The sequence below is a fragment of the Pseudomonas brassicacearum genome (assembly GCF_009601685.2).
Taxonomy (GTDB): Bacteria; Pseudomonadota; Gammaproteobacteria; order Pseudomonadales; family Pseudomonadaceae; genus Aquipseudomonas; species Aquipseudomonas kilonensis_B.
In genome coordinates this window covers 3,045,664-3,067,064 of record NZ_CP045701.2, presented here as the reverse complement: position 1 = coordinate 3,067,064, position 21,401 = coordinate 3,045,664, and the positions used below count along the sequence as shown (strand labels likewise).

General features: G+C 61.9%; 13 protein-coding genes. 11 read left to right on the top strand and 2 right to left on the bottom strand.

Annotated features, from left to right (window positions below):
• Nucleotides 1–7: 7 nt before the first annotated feature.
• From treZ to GFU70_RS13325, 10 genes are all read left to right on the top strand, one after another.
• Nucleotides 8–1,810, top strand: coding sequence for a malto-oligosyltrehalose trehalohydrolase (gene treZ / locus GFU70_RS13370; RefSeq protein WP_116642290.1), 1,803 nt, complete (start codon nt 8–10; stop codon nt 1,808–1,810).
• Complete coding sequence (malQ, locus tag GFU70_RS13365; protein ID WP_153388192.1) at nt 1,807–3,885, top strand: 4-alpha-glucanotransferase; 2,079 nt, start codon at nt 1,807–1,809, stop codon at nt 3,883–3,885. The genes treZ and malQ overlap by 4 nt, the downstream gene beginning before the upstream one ends.
• Entirely contained in the window at nt 3,882–6,668 is a 2,787-nt protein-coding gene (locus GFU70_RS13360) for a malto-oligosyltrehalose synthase (RefSeq protein ID WP_153388191.1), read from the top strand. Before malQ ends, GFU70_RS13360 begins: the two co-directional genes overlap by 4 nt.
• A gap of 20 nt (nt 6,669–6,688) precedes the next feature.
• Entirely contained in the window at nt 6,689–7,012 is a 324-nt protein-coding gene (locus GFU70_RS13355) for a DUF2934 domain-containing protein (protein ID WP_153388190.1), read from the top strand.
• Nucleotides 7,013–7,244: 232 nt separating this feature from the next.
• Nucleotides 7,245–9,404 carry a glycogen debranching protein GlgX gene (gene glgX, locus GFU70_RS13350; RefSeq protein ID WP_064106820.1) on the top strand — a complete coding sequence of 720 codons (2,160 nt, stop codon included), beginning with the start codon at nt 7,245–7,247 and terminating at the stop codon, nt 9,402–9,404.
• Between the two features lie 249 nt (nt 9,405–9,653).
• On the top strand, nt 9,654–10,418 hold the full coding sequence (locus GFU70_RS13345) for a PIG-L deacetylase family protein (protein WP_058545895.1): 765 nt from the start codon (nt 9,654–9,656) through the stop codon (nt 10,416–10,418).
• Nucleotides 10,419–10,670: 252 nt separating this feature from the next.
• Nucleotides 10,671–11,435: an endonuclease/exonuclease/phosphatase family protein gene (locus GFU70_RS13340; protein WP_413468859.1), complete on the top strand. Its 765-nt coding sequence runs from the start codon at nt 10,671–10,673 to the stop codon at nt 11,433–11,435.
• 179 nt (nt 11,436–11,614) lie between these two features.
• The gene (locus GFU70_RS13335; protein WP_153388188.1) at nt 11,615–14,038 is read left to right on the top strand and encodes an autotransporter outer membrane beta-barrel domain-containing protein; all 2,424 of its coding nucleotides are present in this window, start codon (nt 11,615–11,617) and stop codon (nt 14,036–14,038) included.
• 294 nt (nt 14,039–14,332) lie between these two features.
• Complete coding sequence (locus GFU70_RS13330; protein WP_153388187.1) at nt 14,333–15,250, top strand: autotransporter outer membrane beta-barrel domain-containing protein; 918 nt, start codon at nt 14,333–14,335, stop codon at nt 15,248–15,250.
• Nucleotides 15,251–15,559: 309 nt separating this feature from the next.
• Nucleotides 15,560–17,185: an NADP-dependent glyceraldehyde-3-phosphate dehydrogenase gene (locus GFU70_RS13325; RefSeq protein ID WP_116642296.1), complete on the top strand. Its 1,626-nt coding sequence runs from the start codon at nt 15,560–15,562 to the stop codon at nt 17,183–17,185.
• A gap of 19 nt (nt 17,186–17,204) precedes the next feature.
• Here the strand turns inward: GFU70_RS13325 and GFU70_RS13320 are convergent, their stop codons facing one another.
• A complete protein-coding gene (locus GFU70_RS13320) occupies nt 17,205–18,098 on the bottom strand; it encodes a DMT family transporter (protein WP_058545890.1) in 894 nt (297 codons plus the stop codon).
• 133 nt (nt 18,099–18,231) lie between these two features.
• Here GFU70_RS13320 and GFU70_RS13315 point away from each other — a divergent pair, with 133 nt between their 5' ends.
• A complete protein-coding gene (locus GFU70_RS13315) occupies nt 18,232–18,669 on the top strand; it encodes an Lrp/AsnC family transcriptional regulator (RefSeq protein WP_003202176.1) in 438 nt (145 codons plus the stop codon).
• Nucleotides 18,670–18,807: 138 nt separating this feature from the next.
• On the opposite strand, the gene GFU70_RS13310 is transcribed toward GFU70_RS13315, so the two are convergent.
• Nucleotides 18,808–21,279 (bottom strand): UvrD-helicase domain-containing protein, encoded by a 2,472-nt coding sequence (locus GFU70_RS13310; protein WP_153388186.1) that lies wholly within the window; start codon nt 21,277–21,279, stop codon nt 18,808–18,810.
• Nucleotides 21,280–21,401: the final 122 nt, after the last annotated feature.

The following is a 21,401-nucleotide window of genomic DNA, read 5'->3' as shown; positions in this document are numbered from 1 at the left end:
GGTAACAATGACGTCAAGGACGCCTGCTACATGGACCCACGGGGCGGTCATGCTGGATGACGAGCACACCCGCTTCGCCCTCTGGGCCCCGGATGCATTTTTTGTCAGTGTCGAGCTCGACACTGGAGATTCGATACCGCTACTGCCCCAGGCCGACGGCTGGTTCATGATCCAGACCCGTTGCCCCGCCGGTACCCGCTACCGCTACAACATCGATGGCGAACTGGAGGTGCCGGACCCGGCCTCTCGCGCCCAGGCCGGCGACATCGACCGCCACAGCGTGGTGGTCGACCCGCATGCCTACCCATGGCGACACACCCAATGGTCCGGTCGCCCCTGGCACGAAGCGGTGATCTACGAATTGCATGTGGGCGCCCTGGGGGGGTTCGAAGGCGTCGAACAGCATCTGGCACACCTGGCCGGGCTGGGCATCACCGCCATCGAGCTGATGCCATTGGCGCAGTTCCCCGGTGATCGCAACTGGGGCTACGACGGCGTTCTGCCCTACGCACCCCAGGCCTCCTACGGGACGCCCGAACAGCTCAAGCATCTTATCGACACTGCCCACGGCCATGGGTTGTCCGTCATCCTGGACGTGGTCTACAACCACTTCGGCCCCGACGGCAACTACCTGCACCGCTATGCCAAGGGCTTCTTCCGGGAAGACAAGCACACCCCCTGGGGCGCGGCGATTGATTTCCGGCGCCGAGAAGTGCGGGACTTCTTCATCGACAATGCGCTCATGTGGCTGCTGGAATACCGTTTCGACGGCCTGCGCCTGGACGCGGTACACGCCATTGAAGACCCGGACTTTCTCCAGGAGCTGGCGGTCAGGGTGCGCGAGCAGGTGGACCCGATCCGCCATGTCTGGCTGACCGTGGAAAACGAACACAACCAGTCCCACCTGCTGGAGCACCGCTACGATGCCCAGTGGAACGACGATGGACACAATGCCCTGCACGTGCTGCTGACCGGTGAAACCGACGCCTACTACGCCGACTATGCCGAGCAGCCGACCGAACAACTGGCCCGTTGCCTGAGCCAGGGTTTCGTCTTCCAGGGTCATATCAATCGCCATGGCGAACCCCGGGGCGAACCCAGCGGTCACCTGCCGCCGAGCGCGTTCGTGCTGTTCCTGCAGAACCATGACCAGATCGGCAATCGCGCCTTGGGCGAACGCCTGCATCAACTCGCCGCGCCCCAGGCCCTGCAGGCGGCAACAGTCCTGTTGCTGTTGTCACCCATGATCCCGCTGCTGTTCATGGGCGATGAGGTGATGGCCGAACAACCGTTCCTGTTCTTTACCAGCCACCACGGCGAGTTGGCAGAGCTGGTGCGCGAAGGCCGACGCAACGAGTTCAAGGCCTTCAGTGCCTTTGCCGACCCGCAGCAACGCGAGCGGATTCCCGACCCCAACGCCGCCAGCACCTTCGAGGCTTCACGTCCAAGCCTGGAGCCCCAAGGCCCGGAGCAACAGGCCAACGAAGCGCTGTATCGCCAATTGCTGAAAATTCGCCGCGAAGAGATCGTCCCGCGCCTGCCCGGTGCCCAGGCCCTCGGTGCCGATGTGCTGGGCCATGGCGCCATCAGCGCACGCTGGCGGCTGGGCGACGGCAGTGTGTTGCGCATCGACTTCAACCTTAGCGATCAGCCCGTCGAACACAACGCACCGGAAGAGGCACGCATTCTTTTCGAACATCCGCAGCAGGTCGTGGGTCTGTTGCAGCAGGGCGTCCTTGCGCCCTACAGCGCGCTGGTCAGTCTGACGCAGGCGACAACCTTGCCCAATATCACTGGAGAGCGCCTATGAGCGATGCGCAACTGGAAATCCTCGCCAGCCGAGCGGGCCTGGCGGTGGATTGGATCGATGCCAATGGCCGGGCCCAGAAAGTCTCGCCGGCGGTCTTGCGTTCGGTCCTCACTGGCCTCGGCCATCCAGCCGGCAGCGCCCAGGAAATCGACGCCAGCCTGCTGCAGTTGCAGGAAGATCAACAGAACCATCAATTGCCACCGCTGATCACCGCCGACGTCGGGACCAGCCTGGACTTGAGCCGCTACTTCGAGGCCGGGACGCCCTGTGAAATCAAACTCGAAGATGGCGCGACACTGAACCTGAACCTCGATGCCAATGCCAAGCTGCCGGGGATGGTCCCGGTGGGTTACCAGCACGCCAGCATCCAGGGCCAGCATTTCACCCTGGCCATCGCGCCCGCGCGTTGCTATAGCGTGGCCGATGCGGTAGACGACCCGACGCCACGAGCCTGGGGCCTGAGCGCGCAACTGTATGCCCTCAGGCGTCCCGGTGACGGTGGCTTCGGTGACACCCAGGCCTTGGAGGAACTGGCACGGGTGGCTGGCGAACGCGGTGCCGAGGCCATTGCCATCAGCCCGATGCACGCCATGTTCAGCAGCGACACCGGGCGCTATAGCCCCTACTCACCGTCGAGCCGACTGTTCTTCAACAGCCTTTACGCCGCGCCGGGCACCATCCTCGGCGAACGCGCGCTGCGCACCGCCATCGACGCCACTGGCTTGACCAATCAACTGCGCACCCTGGAAGAGCAGCCGCTGATCGACTGGCCGGTCGCTGCCCAGGCCAAGCAGAAGATCCTGCGCACCCTGTACGACGGTTTCAGCCAGGGTGAGCATCCGCTGCATGAAGACTTCAGCAGTTTCCGCCACACTAGCGGCGAAGCCCTGGAAAACCATTGCCGCTTCGAGGCCTTGCAGGCCGAACGCGCCGCCCGGGGTGAAAGTCTCGACTGGCGCCACTGGCCGGAAGAATGGCGCGATCCGCGCAGCGCTGCCCTGGCCCATTTTGCCGAGGAAAATGCCGATGAGATCGGCTACTACGCGTTTTGCCAATGGTTGATCGCCCGCTGCCTGGAGCGCGCCCAGAGCGCCGCCCGATCCAGCGGCATGGGCATCGGCCTGATTGCCGACCTGGCGGTGGGTGCCGATGGCGGTGGCAGCCAGGCCTGGAGCCGGCAGGACGAACTGCTCGCTTCGCTGACCGTGGGCGCGCCGCCGGACATTCTCAACCGCTCGGGGCAAGGCTGGGGGATCTCGGCGTTTTCCCCCGAAGGCCTGGTGCGCAACGGCTTTCGTGCCTTCATTGAAATGCTGCGGGCCAACTTCGCCCATGCCGGCGGCTTGCGCATCGATCATGTCATGGGCTTGCAACGGCTCTGGGTGATTCCCAACGACGCTCCACCCTGCGATGGCGCTTACCTGTATTACCCGGTAGACGACCTGCTGCGCCTGCTGGCGCTGGAATCCCATCGTCATCAAGCCATCGTGCTCGGCGAAGACCTCGGCACCGTGCCCGAAGGCCTGCGGGAAAAACTCAGCGCCCGGTCGATCCTGGGCATGCGTGTGCTGTTGTTCGAACAGGACAACACTCACTTCAAGCCGATTCTCGATTGGCCGGACAATGCCCTGGCCACCACCAGCACCCATGACTTGCCGACGCTCAATGGCTGGTGGCACGGTCACGACATCGACTGGAACGCCCGGCTGGACCTGATCGATTCCCACACCGAAATGGACTGGCGCAAACACCGCGAGCGCGAACGTGAAGGCCTGCGCCAGGTACTGAACCAGGACCCACAGAACTTTCGCGAGGAGCACCGCGAGACCGACCAGGTGCTCGATGCCAGCGTGCGCTTCCTCGGCCACACCCGTGCGCCGCTGGTGTTGTTGCCGCTCGAAGACGCCCTGGGCATCGAGGAGCAGGCCAACCTGCCAGGCACCGTCGACACCCACCCCAATTGGCGCCGTCGCCTTACCGGGCAAAGCCAGGCGTTGCTGGATCACCCGGACGCTGCCAGGCGTCTGGAAATACTCGCCTGTGCGAGACTTCAGGCGAACGAGCGTGACCGATGAAACAGACGTTGATCCAACCCCTGCGGGCAACATTGCGCCTGCAGTTTCATAAAGGCTTCACCCTGGACGATGCCATCCCCCAGGTGCCGTACTTTGCCTCGCTGGGCATCAGCCACCTGTATGCCTCGCCGCTGCTCAAGGCCCGGGCCGGGTCCATGCACGGCTACGATGTCGTCGACCCCACCCTGGTCAACCCCGAACTGGGCGGCGAAGCCGCGCTCAAGCGTCTGGTCGCGACCTTGCGCGAGCATCGGATGGGCCTGATCCTCGACATCGTGTCCAACCACATGGCCGTCGGCGGCAATGACAATCCCTGGTGGCTGGACTTGCTGGAATGGGGACGCCTGAGCCCCTACGGTGAGTTCTTCGACATCCAGTGGCACTCCCCCGACCCACTGATGGAGGGGCAGTTGTTGCTGCCGTTCCTGGGTAGCGACTACGGCGTGGCGTTGCAGGAAGGCACCTTGCAACTGCGCTTCGATGCCAGCCAAGGCAGCTTCTACGTCGAGCATTACGAACACCGCTTCCCGATTTGCCCGATGCTCTACGGCGAATTGCTCAAACCCACCGAAACCTTGCCCGCCGAGCAAACCGAATCGCTCAAGGCCCTGGCCGAGCGCTTCACCACGCTCAATTACCAGACCGACGCCCACACCCTCGCTCGCCCGTTGCAAAAAGAGTTGCAGGACCTGGCGACACAAGCGGGCATCCTCGCCGCCATCGAAGACAACCTGGCCGGCTACGACTCTACCCAGCCCCAGGGCTTCGAGCGCCTGCATCAATTGCTCGAGCGCCAGAGCTACCGGCTCGCCAGCTGGCGCACCGCAGCGGACGACATCAACTGGCGGCGCTTTTTCGATGTCAATGAACTGGGCGGGCTGCGGGTCGAGCGTCCGGCGGTATTCGAGGCGACCCATGCCAAGATTTTCCAATTGATCGGCGAAGGACTGGTGGACGGCCTGCGGATCGATCACATCGACGGCCTTGCCGCTCCTCGCGGTTACTGCCGCAAATTGCGCAGGCGCGTCGATTCGCTGTCGCCGTCGCGGCACCTGCCGATTTTCATCGAGAAGATCCTTGGCGATGGCGAGACCTTGCGGCGCGACTGGAACATCGATGGCAGCACCGGTTACGAATTCATGAACCAGGTCTCGCTGCTCCAGCACGACCCGGCCGGCGCCGCCACCCTCGCCGAATTCTGGAGCCGGCACAGTGAGCGGCCCGCGCACTTCATCGAAGAAGCCCGCCTGGCCCGCCAGCAGATTCTCAATGGCTCCCTGGCCGGAGACTTCGAAAGCGTCGCCCAAGCCCTGCTGCAAGTGGCCCGGGACGATGTGATGACCCGCGACCTGACCCTGGGCGCGATCCGGCGGGCCTTGCAGGAGCTGATCGTGCATTTCCCGGTGTATCGCACCTACATCACGCCGCTGGGGCGCTCCGCCGAAGACGAGGTCTTTTTCAACCAGGCCCTGGAAGGTGCCCGGCAAACCCTCAGCGAAGCCGACTGGCCGGTGCTCGATTGCCTGGCCGACTGGCTCGGTGGGATGCCCTGGCGGCAACGCCCGCGCGGCAACCAGCGCAAACGCCTGCGCCATGCCTGCGTGCGTTTCCAGCAACTGACCTCGCCGACCGCTGCCAAAGCGGTGGAGGACACCGCGTTGTATCGCTCGGCCGTGCTGCTGTCGCGCAATGACGTGGGCTATAACACCGAGCGCTTCAGCGCCCCACCCCAGGCGTTCCACCACGCGTGCCTTGAGCGACTCGAACATTTTCCCGACAACCTGATCACCACCGCCACCCACGATCACAAACGTGGCGAAGACACTCGCGCCAGACTGGCGGTGCTCAGCGAGCGGGCCGACTGGTACACCGCCTGCGTGGAGCAATGGCGCATCCTCTCGCCGTCGCTGCACAGCGATCCGGCGGCGCCCTCGGTCGGTGATGAACTGATTCTGTACCAGGCCCTGCTCGGCAGCTGGCCCCTGGACCTCGACCTCCAGGACCACCAGGCCCTGGCTGCATATAACGAGCGCCTGTGGCAATGGCAACGCAAGGCTCTGCGTGAAGCTAAACTGCAAAGCAGCTGGGCCGCGGTCAACGACGCTTATGAGCAGGCCACCCAGATGTTCCTCGAACGGTTACTGCTGGGTGATGAAGGGTTGCCCTTGCGCAGCGCCATTGCCGAGGCGGTCCAGGCCATCGCTCCGGCGGGCGCTCTCAACAGTCTGGCGCAAACCTTGCTGCGCATGACCGTACCCGGCGTACCGGACCTTTACCAAGGCAACGAGTTCTGGGATTTCAGCCTGGTGGACCCTGACAACCGCCGCCCAGTGGATTTCCAGGCACGCCGCGAGGCGATGGGCGCCGACAACAGCCCAGCCGCGCTGATCCGCGATTGGCGGGACGGCCGCGTCAAACAGGCATTGATCGCCGGGACGCTGGCCATGCGCGCCGAGTATCCGCTGCTATGGCGCCAGGGTCGCTACCAGCCGCTGCAAGTGCTCGGCGAGCAGGCCCAACGGGTCCTGGCCTTCATGCGTGAAGACTCGCAACAACGGGCGATCATTGTTGTACCTGTCCATGCGGCGCCGTTGCTGGAAAACAGTGCCGTGCCGCTGGTGGCTGCGTCGGATTGGGGCGATACCCGTGTGTTGTTACCGTTCGCCGCCGAGGATGAAAAACTGAAGGGACTTTTTTCAAGCGCAACAGTCACACCCCAAGGGGAGCTGCTGATCAGCACCGCACTGGGGGATTTCCCGGTCAATGTCTTTATCCAACCTTGAGTTGAATCAGGAGCACTGCGATGAGTACCGACGATAAACGCATTCGCGAATTCGCCTATCAGATCTGGGAGTCCGAGGGTAAACCCGGCGGGCAGGAGAAACGCCATTGGGAGATGGCGCGCAAACTGGCCGAAGCCGAAGCACTGGCACCCAGCAAGCCGCCCAAGGCGGCGAGCAAACCAGCGGCCAGCAAAACCGATGGCGCCAAGCCTGCTGCCGCCAAGAGCACCACGGCCAAGCCTGCGGCAAAAACCACCACGCCCAAGGCCAAACCTGCAGCCAAAGCTGCTGCGACCAGCGCAGACAAGAAGCCGCGGGCCACACGCAAGCCGCCGGCGGTTTGAGTCATCTCCCTATCGGTCTCCTCGCCAGGTGGGAGCAAGGCTTGCTCGCGAAACAGGTGCCTCGATTGCTTGCAAGAGCGCATCACTTCATTGCGGGCAGGCCTTGCTCCCACAGAGACGCAACTTTGTCCCACATCGCGGGGATAAATCCCCACGCCGCAGGTAAAGGGTGGAGCCATCCATCCCAAGTGAACCGCATCGCTGTATCTGTCTGTCTTTTGCAGGAGCAACTATGAGCCGTCCAAAAAAAACCACGCCGCCGCCCGTTGTCGAGGCTTCGCGGATTCGTGAGGGGCTGCCTTTTCCACTGGGTGCAACCTGGGATGGCCTCGGGGTCAATTTCGCGCTGTTTTCAGCCAATGCCACCAAGGTCGAACTGTGCATTTTCGATGATGCCGGCGAAGTCGAGCTCGAACGCATCGAGCTGCCGGAATACACCGACGAGATTTACCACGGCTATCTGCCCGATGCCCACCCGGGCTTGATCTATGGCTACCGGGTCTACGGCCCATACGACCCGGCGAACGGCCACCGTTTCAACCCGAACAAGCTGCTGATCGACCCGTATGCCAAGCAACTGGTCGGCCAGTTGAAGTGGTCCGAAGCCCTGTTCGGCTACACCATCGGCCATCCCGATGGCGATCTCAGTTTCGATGAGCGCGACAGTGCCCCGTTCGTCCCCAAGTGCAAGGTCATCGACCCTGCGCACACCTGGGGCCACGACCATCGCGTCAGCGTCCCCTGGGACAAGACCATCCTGTATGAGACCCACGTGCGCGGCCTCACCATGCGTCACCCTTCGGTGCCCGAAAATCTGCGCGGTACGTTCGCCGGGCTGATGGTCGACGATGTGCTGGAGCATATCCGCAAGCTGGGTGTCTCTTCGGTGGAACTGCTGCCCATCCATGCCTTCGTCAACGACCAGCACCTGCTGCACAAAGGCATGACCAACTACTGGGGTTACAACAGCATCGCCTTCTTCGCCCCGGACCCACGCTACCTGGCCAGTGGCAAGATCGCCGAGTTCAAGGAGATGGTCGCCCACCTGCACGAGGCCAACCTGGAAGTCATCCTCGACGTGGTCTACAACCACACCGCCGAAGGCAACGAACAAGGCCCCACCCTGTCCATGCGCGGCATCGATAACGCCTCGTACTACCGGCTGATGCCCGACGACAAACGCTACTACATCAACGATTCCGGCACTGGCAATACCCTGGACCTGAGCCATCCTTGCGTTCTGCAAATGGTCACCGACTCCCTGCGCTATTGGGCCACGGAGATGCACGTCGATGGCTTCCGCTTCGACCTGGCGACCATCCTGGGCCGTTACCATGATGGCTTCGACGAGCGCCACAGCTTCCTGGTGGCCTGTCGCCAGGACCCGGTGCTGCGCCAGGTGAAAATGATCGCCGAACCTTGGGACTGTGGCCCCGGGGGCTACCAGGTGGGACGCTTTCCGCCGGGCTGGGTCGAGTGGAACGACAAGTTCCGCGACACGGTGCGCGCCTTCTGGAAGGGCGACGATGGCCAGCTCGCTGATTTCGCCAGCCGAATGACGGCCTCGGGCGAGATGTTCAACCAGCGTGGCCGGCGTCCGTACGCCTCGTTGAACTTCGTCACCGCCCATGACGGTTTCACCCTGCATGACCTGGTGTCGTACAACGACAAGCACAACGAGGCCAACGACGAGAACAACCAGGACGGCAGCAATAACAACCTGTCCTGGAACCATGGCGTCGAAGGGCCGACCGACGATCCAGAGATCAACGCCCTGCGCCATCGACAGATGCGCAACTTCTTCGCCACCCTGTTGCTGGCCCAAGGCACGCCGATGATCGTCGCCGGCGACGAATTTGCCCGCACCCAGCATGGCAATAACAACGCCTATTGCCAGGACAGCGAGATCGGCTGGGTCAATTGGGACCTGAGCGAAGATGGCGCGACGCTGCTCAAGTTCGTCAAGCGCCTGATCAAGTTGCGCCTGACCTATCCGATCCTGCGGCGCGGGCGGTTCCTGGTGGGTAACTACAATGAGGACATCGGCGTCAAGGACGTGACCTGGCTGGCCCCCGACGGCAGCGAAATGACCATTGAACAATGGCAGGACAGCCATGGTCGTTGCCTGGGCATGCTGATGGACGGTCGCGCCCAGGAAACCGGCATTCGGCGCAAGGCCGGCGATGCGACGCTGCTGCTGGTGGTCAACGCGCACCACGACATCGTCAACTTCCGCTTGCCGGAAGTCCCCGAGGGCAGTTTCTGGACCTGCATGGTCGACACCAACCAACCGACCGTTCGTGGCCAGGAGCGCTTCGATTTCGATTCCGAATACTCCGTCACCGGGCGCTCGCTGCTGCTGTTCGAGCTGCAACGCGAAGAAGAAGAATGAAGCACCCGCGGTAGACAACCATGAGGACCGCAAGGACGCGGTTTTCGATATTCACCGTCCAGTTTGAAGAAAAAAATGCAGTTCAGACACTCATGTCACGAGACGAATCGGCCGACATGGTCAATACTTCGCATGCGATAGTCTCCAGGATTCGGAGCGCTGTGAATCGCAGCCATGCCCACGCGGGCGTCATCGGACAGTAGGCCCGGTACATGGCTGAAAGATTGAATACAAACAAGGATGTCTCTCATGAAACCCGCCTCTCGCTTGCCCGGCCGGCAGCATCCGCAGATATGGAACAGTGCTGCGCAACTGGCCGATATTCCGATCATCAGTACCCAAACGCTCATTCCCGCCGGCGCCCGCGCCGTCATCCTCGCCCCGCATCCGGGCGATGAGGTCGGGGCCTGCGGCGGGCTGCTGCAGTTGCTGAGCAACCTGGACCAACCCATGTTGCTGATCTCGGTCACCGATGGAGCCCTGGCCCACCCCGGCTCACCGTTGTGGGCCGATGAGCGCCTGCGTACACACCGCCCTCACCCGCAGGAAAGCGTGGACGCCCTGCATCGCCTGGGCATAGCCGCCCATGGCCTGCAATGGGTGCGCGGTGGCTTCCCGGAAAAGGCCCTGGCCGAACGCGAAGCCGAGCTGGCCGACTTTATTGCACGTCACCTGCGCCCCGGTGACGTGGTGTTCAGCACCTGGCGCCAGGATGGCGACAGCGACCACGACACCGTCGGGCGCGCCGGGGCCCTGGCCGCCGACAGGACCGGGGTGGCGTTCAACGAACTGCCGGTGTGGGCCTGGCACTGGCCGGTCCGCGAGCAAAACAAGATCCCCTGGCACCGGGCCCGCAAACTGCGCCTCGACGTCTGGACCACCGCCCGCAAGCGTCACGCCATGTACGCTTACGTCAGCCAACTCAATGGCGAACCGGCGAGCGGCATCGCCCCGCTGGTGCCCCGGGTCATCCTGGATCGGATGGGCATGCCGTATGAGATTGTCTTCATCTGAACATGCACCTGTGATGGCGGTGGTTCAGGTACACCGCTATCGCGAGCAAGCTCGCTCCCACAGGGTCTGGTGGCGTACACAGATGTTGCATACCCCGCAAATCCAATATGGGAACAAGCTTGCTCGCGATAGCGATCGGCAAGACCATGAAAAATCCGGAACTGCCGGCGCCTTGGGTCAGTCGCATGAACAGGTACGTCTGATTCAGGAGGGAACGTGACTCAAGATCCCGATTGGCGGGCCGTCGAACCAATGCCATCGGAGCTGCCTGCGGCGGTTCATCGGCTGCGGATCCTGACGGTCAATACCCATAAGGGTTTCACCGCCCTCAACCGTCGCTTCATCCTGCCCGAATTGCGCGAAGCGGTACGCAGTACCGGGGCTGACCTGGTGTTCCTGCAAGAGGTGCTGGGCGAACATGACAGACACGCGTCACGCTACGACAACTGGCCCCAGACCTCCCAGTACGAATTCCTCGCAGACAGCATGTGGAGCGACTTCGCCTATGGTCGCAATGCGGTCTATCCCGATGGTCACCATGGCAATGCCCTGCTCTCCAAATACCCGATTCGCCAGTATCGCAATCTCGACGTGTCCATCACCGGCCCGGAGCGGCGCGGATTGTTGCATTGTGTGCTGGATGTGCCCGGCCACGCCGAAGTCCACGGGATCTGCGTGCACCTGAGTCTTCTGGAAAGCCATCGCCAATTACAGCTCAAACTGCTCTGCCAATTGCTCGACTCGCTGCCCGAGGACGCTCCGGTGATCATCGCTGGCGACTTCAACGACTGGCAACTGCGTGGCAACCTCGCCCTCGCCCGCCGTGGCTACCTGCATGAAGCCTTCGAGCACCACCACGGTCGGCCCGCCAGGACCTATCCGGCCCGCTTCCCGCTGTTGCGCCTGGACCGTATTTACCTGCGCAACGCCAGCAGCCACGCCCCGCAAATCCTGGGCAACAAACCCTGGACGCACCTGAGCGACCACCTGCCGCTTTCGGTGGAAGTGCATTTGTAGAGCGGGCCTTTTCTGCTCTTTCTGCGCGCGGACCTGTAAGTTCTGACAGTAGCGACACCCGCTGTTCATTGCTAGGGTGCCATCCCATACAGCGAGCGTTGCCAGGCCCTGTGTGCCATCTGTCGTGCAACCGATGCTGAAACCGGCATTTGCGAGATGCCGATGCAGAGGGATAGCACATGATTCGGCACGATAGAGGATTGCATCGGCTGTTCAACGCTGTGTGGATATCAGCCCCCTTGCTGTTACCCGGCCCGGCCGCCATGGCCGCTTGCACGCTGACACCAACCGCAGGCGATGACGCTTATGTCTGCGACAGCGGCACCAGTCCCGGGCTGACGGACCTTTCGGGTGACAACAGCCTGACCCTGCCCGCCAACGGCAGCGGCGTCATTAGCGGCGATGTCACGCTCGGCACCGGCGTCGACCGCATCGTGATCAATGCCAACGGCGTGATTGACGGTGATGTCGAGCAAGGTTCGCAAGCCGACGATTTCACCATGAATGGCGGCAGGATCCTGTCCCTGGCACAAGGTGATGGCCTTGATACATTCTTGATGAGCGGCGGGACCATCGTGGACGCGTTCGAAGACGGCGACATTGCGAAGATGACCGGCGGCACTATCGGCCGGGTCGACATGAAACTCGATGACAATGTTTTCGACATGTCCGGTGGAAATATCATCGGCAACCTGGTGACCGGTTTTGGCCAGGACACCATCATCCTCTCCGCGGGACGCATCGGCGGCAATGTCAGTGTCAGCGGCGGCAATGACAGCATTACCGTCAGCGGTGGCGAAATCATCGGCGAGGTCCGGGCCAGCGCGGGCGACGACCAGTTGCAGTGGAGCGGCGGGCTCATCCACTCGACTATTTTGATGGGCGACGGCAGCGACACGGCGTTGTTGAACAACCTCGATGAAAGCCTGCTCGCCACCACACCCAGCCTGAACGGTGGGTTGGGCCAGGATGTCTTGACGTTCAGTGGCAGCACCTCCAGCACCGGCGCCCGCTACCTCAACTGGGAAACGATCGACCTCACCCAAGGTACGCAACTGAACCTTGACGACACCCTGACCTTGGGTGACAGCGCCACCGCTACCGGGACGCTCAACATAGAATCCGGCAGCACGCTCACGTCGACCCAAGGCATCATTGCTCCTTTTACTGTCGGTCAGTTGGCTACGCTCAACAACGCCGGCGCGGTGGACCTCGCACAGGGCAACACCCGCACCAACGACACCCTCACCGTTCAGGGCAACTACGTCGGTAACAACGGCCAGTTGCGCCTGCAAACGGTACTGGGTGCCGACGACTCGCCCAGCGACAAACTGGTGGTCAGTGGCGGGACACTCACCGGCAGCACCGCCATCGCAGTCACAAACCTGGGCGGCGCGGGCGCGTTGACGACCCAGGACGGCATCGAAGTGGTCCAGGCCCAGGGGGGCGCGGTCAGTGATAGCGGCGCCTTTTCGCAGGCGCAATCCGTCTCGGCCGGCGCGTTCGATTACCGCCTGTTCAAGGGCGGCGTGAGCGGCAATGCAAACAACTGGTACCTGCGCTCCACCGTGGTCGCCGGACCGGTAGCAGCGTCCAGCCCGACGTTGCCTGTGTTGCCGGCTGCAGTAGCCGGCGCGGCGCCCATTGCTCTGTACCGGCCGGAAGTGCCAACCTGGTCGGTACTGCCCCCGGCGGCGGCACAGCTGACCTTGATGGCCCTGGGCACGTTCCATGACCGTCAGGGCGACCAGCGCTTGCTCACGGAGAACGGCGCGTTCGGCGCAGGTTGGGGCCGGGTCTATGGCAAAGACCTGGATCAAACCTGGGCCGGCACGGTAACACCGCGGTTCGATGGATCGATCAAGGGTTTCCAGGTGGGCAATGACCTGTACAGCTCGCCGCTGTCCAATGGACAGACCCAGCGCATCGGTTTCTTCGTCGGCCATACCGAATTGAACGGCGACGTCGATGGTTTCAACCTGGGCTTCAAAGGCCGACGCGCCGGCAGGATAGAACTCGACGGCGACAGCTACGGGCTCTATTGGACGCTCACCGCCCCCACTGGCGGCTACGTCGACGCCGTGATAATGGGCACCCGACTGAACGGCGACAACCGCTCCGAACGCGGCCTGAAAATCGACAATCGCGGGCACGCCCTGACCGTTTCGGCCGAGGCCGGCTATCCCTTCGCGGTGACCGCCGACTGGGTTCTTGAGCCCCAGGTCCAGCTCATCCACCAGAAGGTCTCCCTGGACACCCAAAACGATGGGGTCTCCAAGGTCGCGTTCGATTCCGACGGTGCCTGGACCGGCCGTCTCGGTGCTCGCCTCAAGGGCCGCTACCAGGTCAGCGGCATGCCCGTCGAACCGTATCTGCGCGCCAACCTCTGGCACACGTTTTCCGGCACCGATACGGTGACCTTCGACGACACCGAGCGGGTCGAGACCCAACAGCGCGCATCCACTGGCGACCTGGGCGTCGGCGTCATCGTGAGCCTGGCGCCTACGGTCAGCGTGTACGCCAGCGCGGACTACAGCAACAACCTTGACAGCCATCAGCAGCGCAGTGTGGCGGGCAATCTCGGCGTGCGGATCAGTTGGTAGGCAGGGTGCGCGACGGTGATTTGACGCCCAAATATACGCATGAATAACCAATTTAAATCAGCGTGTTATTGGTGCTGATTTCATCTTGCCATTCATCGTTCATTTTCTTGACGCACCGCCATCGGTCTTCTTGACTACACCGTACTACCCCCGGAAATACAGTCAGGGGCAGGCCTCTGGAACCCGTCAAGACGGGCCGCCAGAGGCTTGCCTCAATTCATTCGGTCGCCCCTCATTCGGGGTAGGAGAGACGCCAAAAAGCGAGAAACGCATGCGATTGCAAGGCAGGCCCCCATGAAAACGTCCTTCCGTCCACAAGAGATCTCCACTGCCACCCTCCACACCCTCTCCACTTCGTTGTTACTGCTTTCATCCATGGAGGTACAAGCCTGGCCTGCCGAGGAGACAGCGCAGCCCTGGTATGGCCGGGCACAGTCCGGCCACCTCAATACCGATTCTTCCAGCAGTGACCCCGCTTCCGGCAAGAGCCCCGCCCTGTTCACATTGCGAAACGACAGCGGCCATACCCAGCGCATGGGGCTGATCAGTGGACAAAACCAGATCATTTCAACGGGCAGCGGCCTGCTGGTGGCGCCGGCGCTGGCCGAACCGGACAAAGATGCCCTGAACCTGAAAGGCTCGAGCCTCGGCGCCTATTGGAGCCTGACCGGCCCCGCAGGCTGGCACGTGGACCTGAGCGCCAGCGGTGGCCGGGTCAATGGCTACAGCCGAACCGAACAAGGCCAACGCCAGGCCACCGAAGGCAATGCGGTGACGCTGTCGGTCGAAGGCGGCTTTCCGATCGGCATCGGGACCCATTGGGTCGTCGAACCCCAGGCACAGTTGATCAATCAACGCATCACCCTCGATACACCCAATGCCCAGAGCGGCACGGGCAACGAACTGAGCAGCTGGAGCGGCCGCGTCGGAGCACGACTCAAAGGCAATTACCGAGTCAACAGCCTCGGCATGGAGCCCTATGTGCGAACCAGCCTATGGCACACCGTCCAGAACGCCGATACCTTGTCCCTGGGTAAGGTCGACAAGATCAGCAGCAGCCGAAAATCCTCCACCGTTGAAGTCGGCCTGGGCCTGGTGGCCCGGGTCACGCCAGCGGTAAGCCTGTATGTCAGTGCCGACTACAGCAGTGACGTCGACGACAACGACCTCAACGGCATCATTACCAGCATGGGGGTGCGGATGCGTTGGTAATGCCAATTCAGTAATCGATGCCCCCGCGTGCAGGAGCTGTGTGTGAGCTGTGCAGGAGCTGTGTAGGAGCTGTGTAGGAGCTGTCGAGTGCAACGAGGCTGCGATCTTTCCCCTGACGCTTGAATCTCAAGCGAAAGATCAAAAGATCAAAAGATCAAAAGATCGCAGCCTTCGGCAGCTCCTACACAAGCCCGGCGCAAGCAATCTGCCGCCACTTAAAAAACACCTCCATTAAGGCGTATAACGCTAAAAGCGATTTATACCTGCAAGCCGTCTGCCCCTGGCTCATTTCATTGATGGAGTAACGACATGACCACAGCCCCCTTCCTTGCCAACCTGTTTCCCAACGCCGCCGACATCCCGGACGCCTACCGCCTCGAAGACCAGATCGAACAGCGCGAATACCTGGTCGACGGCGTCCTGGAAACCTGGCAAGGGCCATTGGCCGTCGTCCGCAGCCCCGTTTACCTGAAGGGTGAGCTGGGCGATGAACAGGTGATTCTCGGCAGCACGCCCCTGCTGGATGCCGATACTGCCCTCACCGCCCTGGACGCCGCCGTGCGCGCTTATGATCGCGGCCAGGGCCAGTGGCCAACGATGCGCGTCGCCGAGCGCATTCGCCACGTGGAAGCCTTTCTGGCACGCATGCGCGAGCAACGCGAGACCGTGGTCAAGTTGCTGATGTGGGAAATCGGCAAGAACCTCAAGGATTCCCAGAAGGAATTCGATCGCACCTGCGACTACATCGTCGACACTATCAATGCCCTCAAGGAGCTGGACCGACGTTCCAGCCGTTTCGAGCTCGAGCAGGACACCCTGGGACAGATCCGCCGCGTGCCCCTGGGCGTGGCCTTGTGCATGGGGCCCTACAACTATCCGCTGAACGAAACCTTCACCACGCTGATCCCGGCCTTGATCATGGGCAACACCGTCGTGTTCAAGCCAGCCAAGCTCGGCGTCCTGCTGGTGCGGCCACTGCTCGAAGCTTTCCGCGACAGCTTCCCGGCCGGCGTGATCAACGTGATCTACGGCAGTGGCCGCGAAACTGTCAGCGCGCTGATGGCCAGCGGCAAGATCGACATCTTTGCCTTTATCGGCACCAACAAGGCGGCCAGCGACTTGAAAAAACTCCACCCGCGTCCGCACCGCTTGCGTGCTGCCCTGGGGCTGGATGCAAAGAACCCGGGGCTGGTGCTGCCGGACGTCGACCTGGACAACGCGGTCAACGAGGCGCTGACCGGCTCGCTGTCATTCAACGGCCAGCGCTGCACGGCGCTGAAAATCCTGTTTGTCCACGAGGATGTGGCGCCAGCGTTCATCGAGAAGTTCAACGCCAGGCTCGCCACCCTGAAACCCGGCATGCCCTGGGAGGACGGCGTGGTGCTGACACCATTGCCCGAAGCGGGCAAGGTCGACTACCTGCATTCGCTGGTCGCCGACGCGCTCGCCAAGGGTGCAGAAGTGAAGAATGCCCATGGTGGCGAATCACGAAGCTCGTTCTTCTACCCGGCGGTGCTGTACCCGGTGAACACGGCGATGCGGGTCTACCATGAGGAACAGTTCGGCCCGGTCGTGCCCATCGTGCCGTACCGCGACCTCAATACCGTCATCGATTACGTACTGGAGTCCGACTTCGGCCAGCAACTCAGCATTTTCGGCACCCACCCGGCAGAAGTCGGCAAGCTGGTGGACACCTTCGCCAACCAGGTCGGACGCATCAACATCAACGCCCAGTGCCAGCGTGGCCCGGACACGTTCCCGTTCAATGGTCGCAAGAACTCAGCCGAGGGCACCTTGTCGGTCCACGATGCACTGCGCACTTTTTCCATCCGCACGCTGGTGGCCACCAAATTCCAGGACAGCAACAAGGCGTTGATCAGCGATATTATCCGGGAGCGCGATTCCAACTTCCTGACCACTGACTACATCTTCTGATCCAAGCCCGAACGGTGGGCTACGACAGCGCTGGGCGCCGCGACTTGATGCCCCAGCCCTGTTGCATGCCGGCGGCTGCCAGCAGGATTGCTGCCACGCCCAGCCATTGCAGCGGCTCCAGACGATGGCCAAAGGCGAACCAGTCGACGAAGATCGCCGCGATCGGGTAGATGAACGACAGCGCCCCGGTCAACGCGGTCGGCAACCGTTGAATGGCGCTGTACAGCAACACGTACATCACGCCGGTGTGCACCATGCCCAGGGTCAGCAGGCTGGCCCAGGCTTGGGCGTGTTGCGGTAACGCCGAGAAGTTTGCCCAGGGCGCCAACAGCAACACGCCGGTGCTGACCTGGATCAGCGCGATCAGATGAGGTGGCGTACCGGTCAGGCGCTTGATGATCAAGGCCGCGATGGCGTACAGCAACGCCGCTCCCAGCGCCAGCGCAATGCCCAGCAGATAGTCGCCGCCGCCCTGCCCTTGCTCACCATGGGCGCTGACGATGGCCAGCATTCCGAGAAACGACACCGCCAGCCAGAACAGTTTTTGCGCGGTGATTTTTTCGTTGAGGAACAACGCCGCCAGCCCCACCAACATGAACGGCTGGACGTTGTACACCGCCGTGCCGATGGCAATCGAGGCGCGGGAATAAGAGGCAAACAACAACACCCAGTTGCCGACGATCGCCACACCGCTGAGTACTGCCAGCAGGAAGGTGGTGCGCGTAAGAATGCCGGGGCGCAAAAAGCCGAAACCGGCGCAGATCAACAGCAAGGTCGCGGCGCCGAACACGCAACGCCAGAACACCACATCGAGCACCGGCAGGCCGGAAACCAGCACGAACCAACCAATGGTTCCGGAGATCAGCATGGCGGCGGTCATTTCCAGCGAACCACGGCGTAAGGTCTTGTCCATCTTCAGGCTCCTTCAGCAAGTGGACACAGTATGCCGAGCCGACGGGGGGCTCCTCCATGGTTTGAAAAAGGCTAAACTGAATTTTTACCTTTTTAATCAAGGCAACTTCGCACATTCGCCTAATGGAGTTGAAATGACTGACGATATTGATCAGATCCTCATCAGCGCCCTGATGGAAGATTCCCGACGCTCACTCAAGGCCCTGGCAAACCTCAGCGGCCTGTCCTCCCCCAGTGTCGCCGAGCGCCTGCGCCGGCTCGAAGAACGTGGCGTGCTCAGGGGTTACACCGTCGAGGTGGACCCCAAGTGCTTCGGCTATCAACTCCAGGCCATCGTACGTATCCGCCCGCTGCCGGGTCAGTTACAGGAAGTGGAGCGGCAGATCCAGGCCATCGCTGAATTCACCGAATGCGACAAGGTGACCGGCGACGACTGCTTCATCGCCCGCCTGCACGTGCGCTCGATGGAACAGCTGGATACCTTGCTGGACAAACTCAATGTCCACGCCGAAACCAATACGGCCATCGTCAAGAAGACGCCCGTCAAGCGGCGGTTGCCGCCGATGGCGTAAGAACGTATTCCCCCTGTGGGAGCGAGCTTGCTCGCGAAGAGGCCAGTATATTCAACACCTTTGTCGACAGTGACATCGCCTTCGCGAGCAAGCTCGCTCCCACAGGGTTACCGTCGCAACGGATATACACACCAAGCCTTATCCTTTACGAACACGCCGGTGGTCAGCAAAAAAGGGCTTGTCCCCGGCGATACGATCCGAGGCCTTGGGCCCATTGGCCGCCTGGCCGTCCTGGCCATCGACGTACCAGTAACAGTGCTGCACCGCCCGAGTGATGCCCACATACGCCAGGCGCAGGATTTCGTCCTTTTGCGCCGAGTCGTAGGGGTCGGCGTCACCGTCCTGGCCCAGCCCGGCCATTCGATAGACCTGGTTCTTATAGGGTGAACTGCCCAGGTGCTGGCAGTCGCCCAGCAGGAACACCGCATCGGCCTGGAGCCCCTTGGCGCTGTGGTAGGTCATTTGCCTGAGCCGTCGCGCCTCGTACGGCAAGTTAGAATCCACATTAACTGTCATCTTAATATACTTTTCTATCAATAGCTTATCGCTACTTTTTCGATACAGCATCAAGATCGAATCGCCCTTGCGGTAGTGCTCATCCAGTCGCCGCGCCAGCCCTTCGTCGTCTCGTTCCAACACATTGACCGGGCTCAGCGAGCGAGACACACCGCTGGCCTTGGCCTTCTTACCTGGGATAGCCGCAGCGGCACGAACAATATGCTCAGCCGCATCGATGATGTGTTGGTGGCTGCGGTAGTTGTCAGTGAGCATGACCCGGGTCGTCGTCGGCGACGGGAATTGCTTGTTGAATGCCATGAAATAGCTCGGTGAACTGCCGCGCCAGCCATAGATCGACTGCCAATCGTCCCCGACACACAACAATGAAGAGCGCTGGGCGCCGCGTCCCACGTGCATCGAGGGACCACGGCTGCGTATTTCCCGCAGACTGGCTCGCAGCCAGGAGACGATCTGCGGCGACACGTCCTGGAATTCGTCGATCATCAGGTGCGAAAGCGGCCTGAGCAACGTATCCCCCAACAGCTTGAAGTTTTCCGGCGAGTGCTCGCTGAACAGCGCAAACATGCGGTTGTAGGTCATCACCGGCGGTGATTGGTCGAGCAGATGGTCTTCGAATGCCCGCCAGTAGCGACTCAGCGCCTCGAAAAAATACCGATCAGGGTCATCCTGGGCAAAGGACATCTGGCCCACGGCATCCGGGACGTCCAGGCCAAGGTTCTCGATAAAGCCTGCCGCCGCGACAAAACAGTCCAGCAATGGCGCTGAACCCAGCTCACCCTTGACCTTGTAGTCGAACCCCGGCCCGGCGCTGGCATCGCCGGCCATTGAGGCTAATACACGCTTGGATGCGTCGTAACTTTCAAGCCAGATCAATGGCTTACGGCAGAAAGCTTGAAACAAGGTGCGCTTGACGGCCCATTCTGCGCGGATGCTCAACTTGGCGCCCGGACGACTGAGCCGGGCGTCTTCCCGTGGATCGAAGCCCAATATCACCCAGGCATCCAGGGAAGGTGCGTAGCCATGACAGTGGAACGTCGAACCATTGATCTCGAACGTCTGTCGCTTCGGCTCGATACCCTTGATCGGCCAGGCACCGGCGCGAAACCAGAGGTCTTCGACGGCGTCGCACAATTCTTCGTCGCGCTGGGCTGCCAGCTCGGTCACGGCGACCCGTTTTTGCACGTCCGGGTGATCGCGCTCCAGCGCCTTGAGCTGCAGTGCGTGGCGGGACAACGGCAGGATCAGCTCACGGAAACGCGCGTCACGTTGGTAAAGATTGTGATAACAGGCGTTGAGTTGCTGGCGCTGAGCGTCGTTGATGCGCAAATCAAAAGGATTGCCCTGGGCATCATCGTCACTCGCTTCGGCGCGATGACTCAGGGTCTCGAAGGCCTGGAGCCGCTCGAACCCGGGCAGGCTGCGAACCATGGGCAAGATGCGCGAATGGAACGTGCGCACCAGGTCCCGAGCTTCCTTGAGGCTGACGGTTCGTCCCCACAGGGCAAACACTTCGATCAGCTTCTGGATGAAATCCTTGCGCGATTCCCGGGTAAACGTCACCACGGTCATCGAGTCCAGTTCGAAACCCAGGTAATGGGACAACAGCACAATGCGCAGCACCAGGGTGGTGGATTTGCCCGCGCCGGCCCCTGCGACCACCGAGGTCGAGGGCGTGTCGCTGAAAATCATCTTCCATTGCGCGGCACTGGGTTGTGCATGCGCCGGTAGCAATCGGGCGATATCTGTCTTGATGCGTTTCTTCAGCTCGGCGGTCAGCGGCAGGCGCCAGTCATCGAACAGCAGATCATCAACCTGCGGTGCCGGATGCTCCGTGCTGCGCGAATCACGGATCAACAGGACCTGACGGCCCTCCTCAAGCCCTTCGGCCCGGCCTTCTTTGTAGCCATAGTCAAAACCGGCGGTATGACCGCTACGGAAACCGTCGGCCTGGCCATGCAACCAAGAGGCGCGATGCTGGGCTCGCAGGCGTGTCAGGCCATGGCCGAAGAATCGGGCGGCCAGGCGCTTGAACAGCGGCATCTGGGCCAAGGATAAAAGCTCGGGGGGAAGATCGGGAGTGTGTTGCGCCACGCTGGGACTCCGGTGTTCATGAACCATGACGGCTATGGTGTCTGTATTTGCCGCCGGGTTCCACCCAAAAGCTTTTAAGTCATGGGTTTAGGCGATGAAGTGAAAGTTGGCTCGCGGTTTTA

Excerpts from the sequence above, each read along its gene's own strand:
- GFU70_RS13345 (WP_058545895.1), top strand. The coding sequence starts at position 9,654 with ATGAAACCCGCCTCTCGCTTGCCCGGCCGGCAGCATCCGCAGATATGG.
- treZ (WP_116642290.1), top strand. The coding sequence starts at position 8 with ATGACGTCAAGGACGCCTGCTACATGGACCCACGGGGCGGTCATGCTG.
- GFU70_RS13360 (WP_153388191.1), top strand. The coding sequence starts at position 3,882 with ATGAAACAGACGTTGATCCAACCCCTGCGGGCAACATTGCGCCTGCAG.
- GFU70_RS13340 (WP_413468859.1), top strand. The coding sequence starts at position 10,671 with ATGCCATCGGAGCTGCCTGCGGCGGTTCATCGGCTGCGGATCCTGACG.
- malQ (WP_153388192.1), top strand. The coding sequence starts at position 1,807 with ATGAGCGATGCGCAACTGGAAATCCTCGCCAGCCGAGCGGGCCTGGCG.
- GFU70_RS13335 (WP_153388188.1), top strand. The coding sequence starts at position 11,615 with ATGATTCGGCACGATAGAGGATTGCATCGGCTGTTCAACGCTGTGTGG.
- GFU70_RS13320 (WP_058545890.1), bottom strand. The coding sequence starts at position 18,098 with ATGGACAAGACCTTACGCCGTGGTTCGCTGGAAATGACCGCCGCCATG.
- GFU70_RS13315 (WP_003202176.1), top strand. The coding sequence starts at position 18,232 with ATGACTGACGATATTGATCAGATCCTCATCAGCGCCCTGATGGAAGAT.
- glgX (WP_064106820.1), top strand. The coding sequence starts at position 7,245 with ATGAGCCGTCCAAAAAAAACCACGCCGCCGCCCGTTGTCGAGGCTTCG.
- GFU70_RS13325 (WP_116642296.1), top strand. The coding sequence starts at position 15,560 with ATGACCACAGCCCCCTTCCTTGCCAACCTGTTTCCCAACGCCGCCGAC.
- GFU70_RS13330 (WP_153388187.1), top strand. The coding sequence starts at position 14,333 with ATGAAAACGTCCTTCCGTCCACAAGAGATCTCCACTGCCACCCTCCAC.
- GFU70_RS13355 (WP_153388190.1), top strand. The coding sequence starts at position 6,689 with ATGAGTACCGACGATAAACGCATTCGCGAATTCGCCTATCAGATCTGG.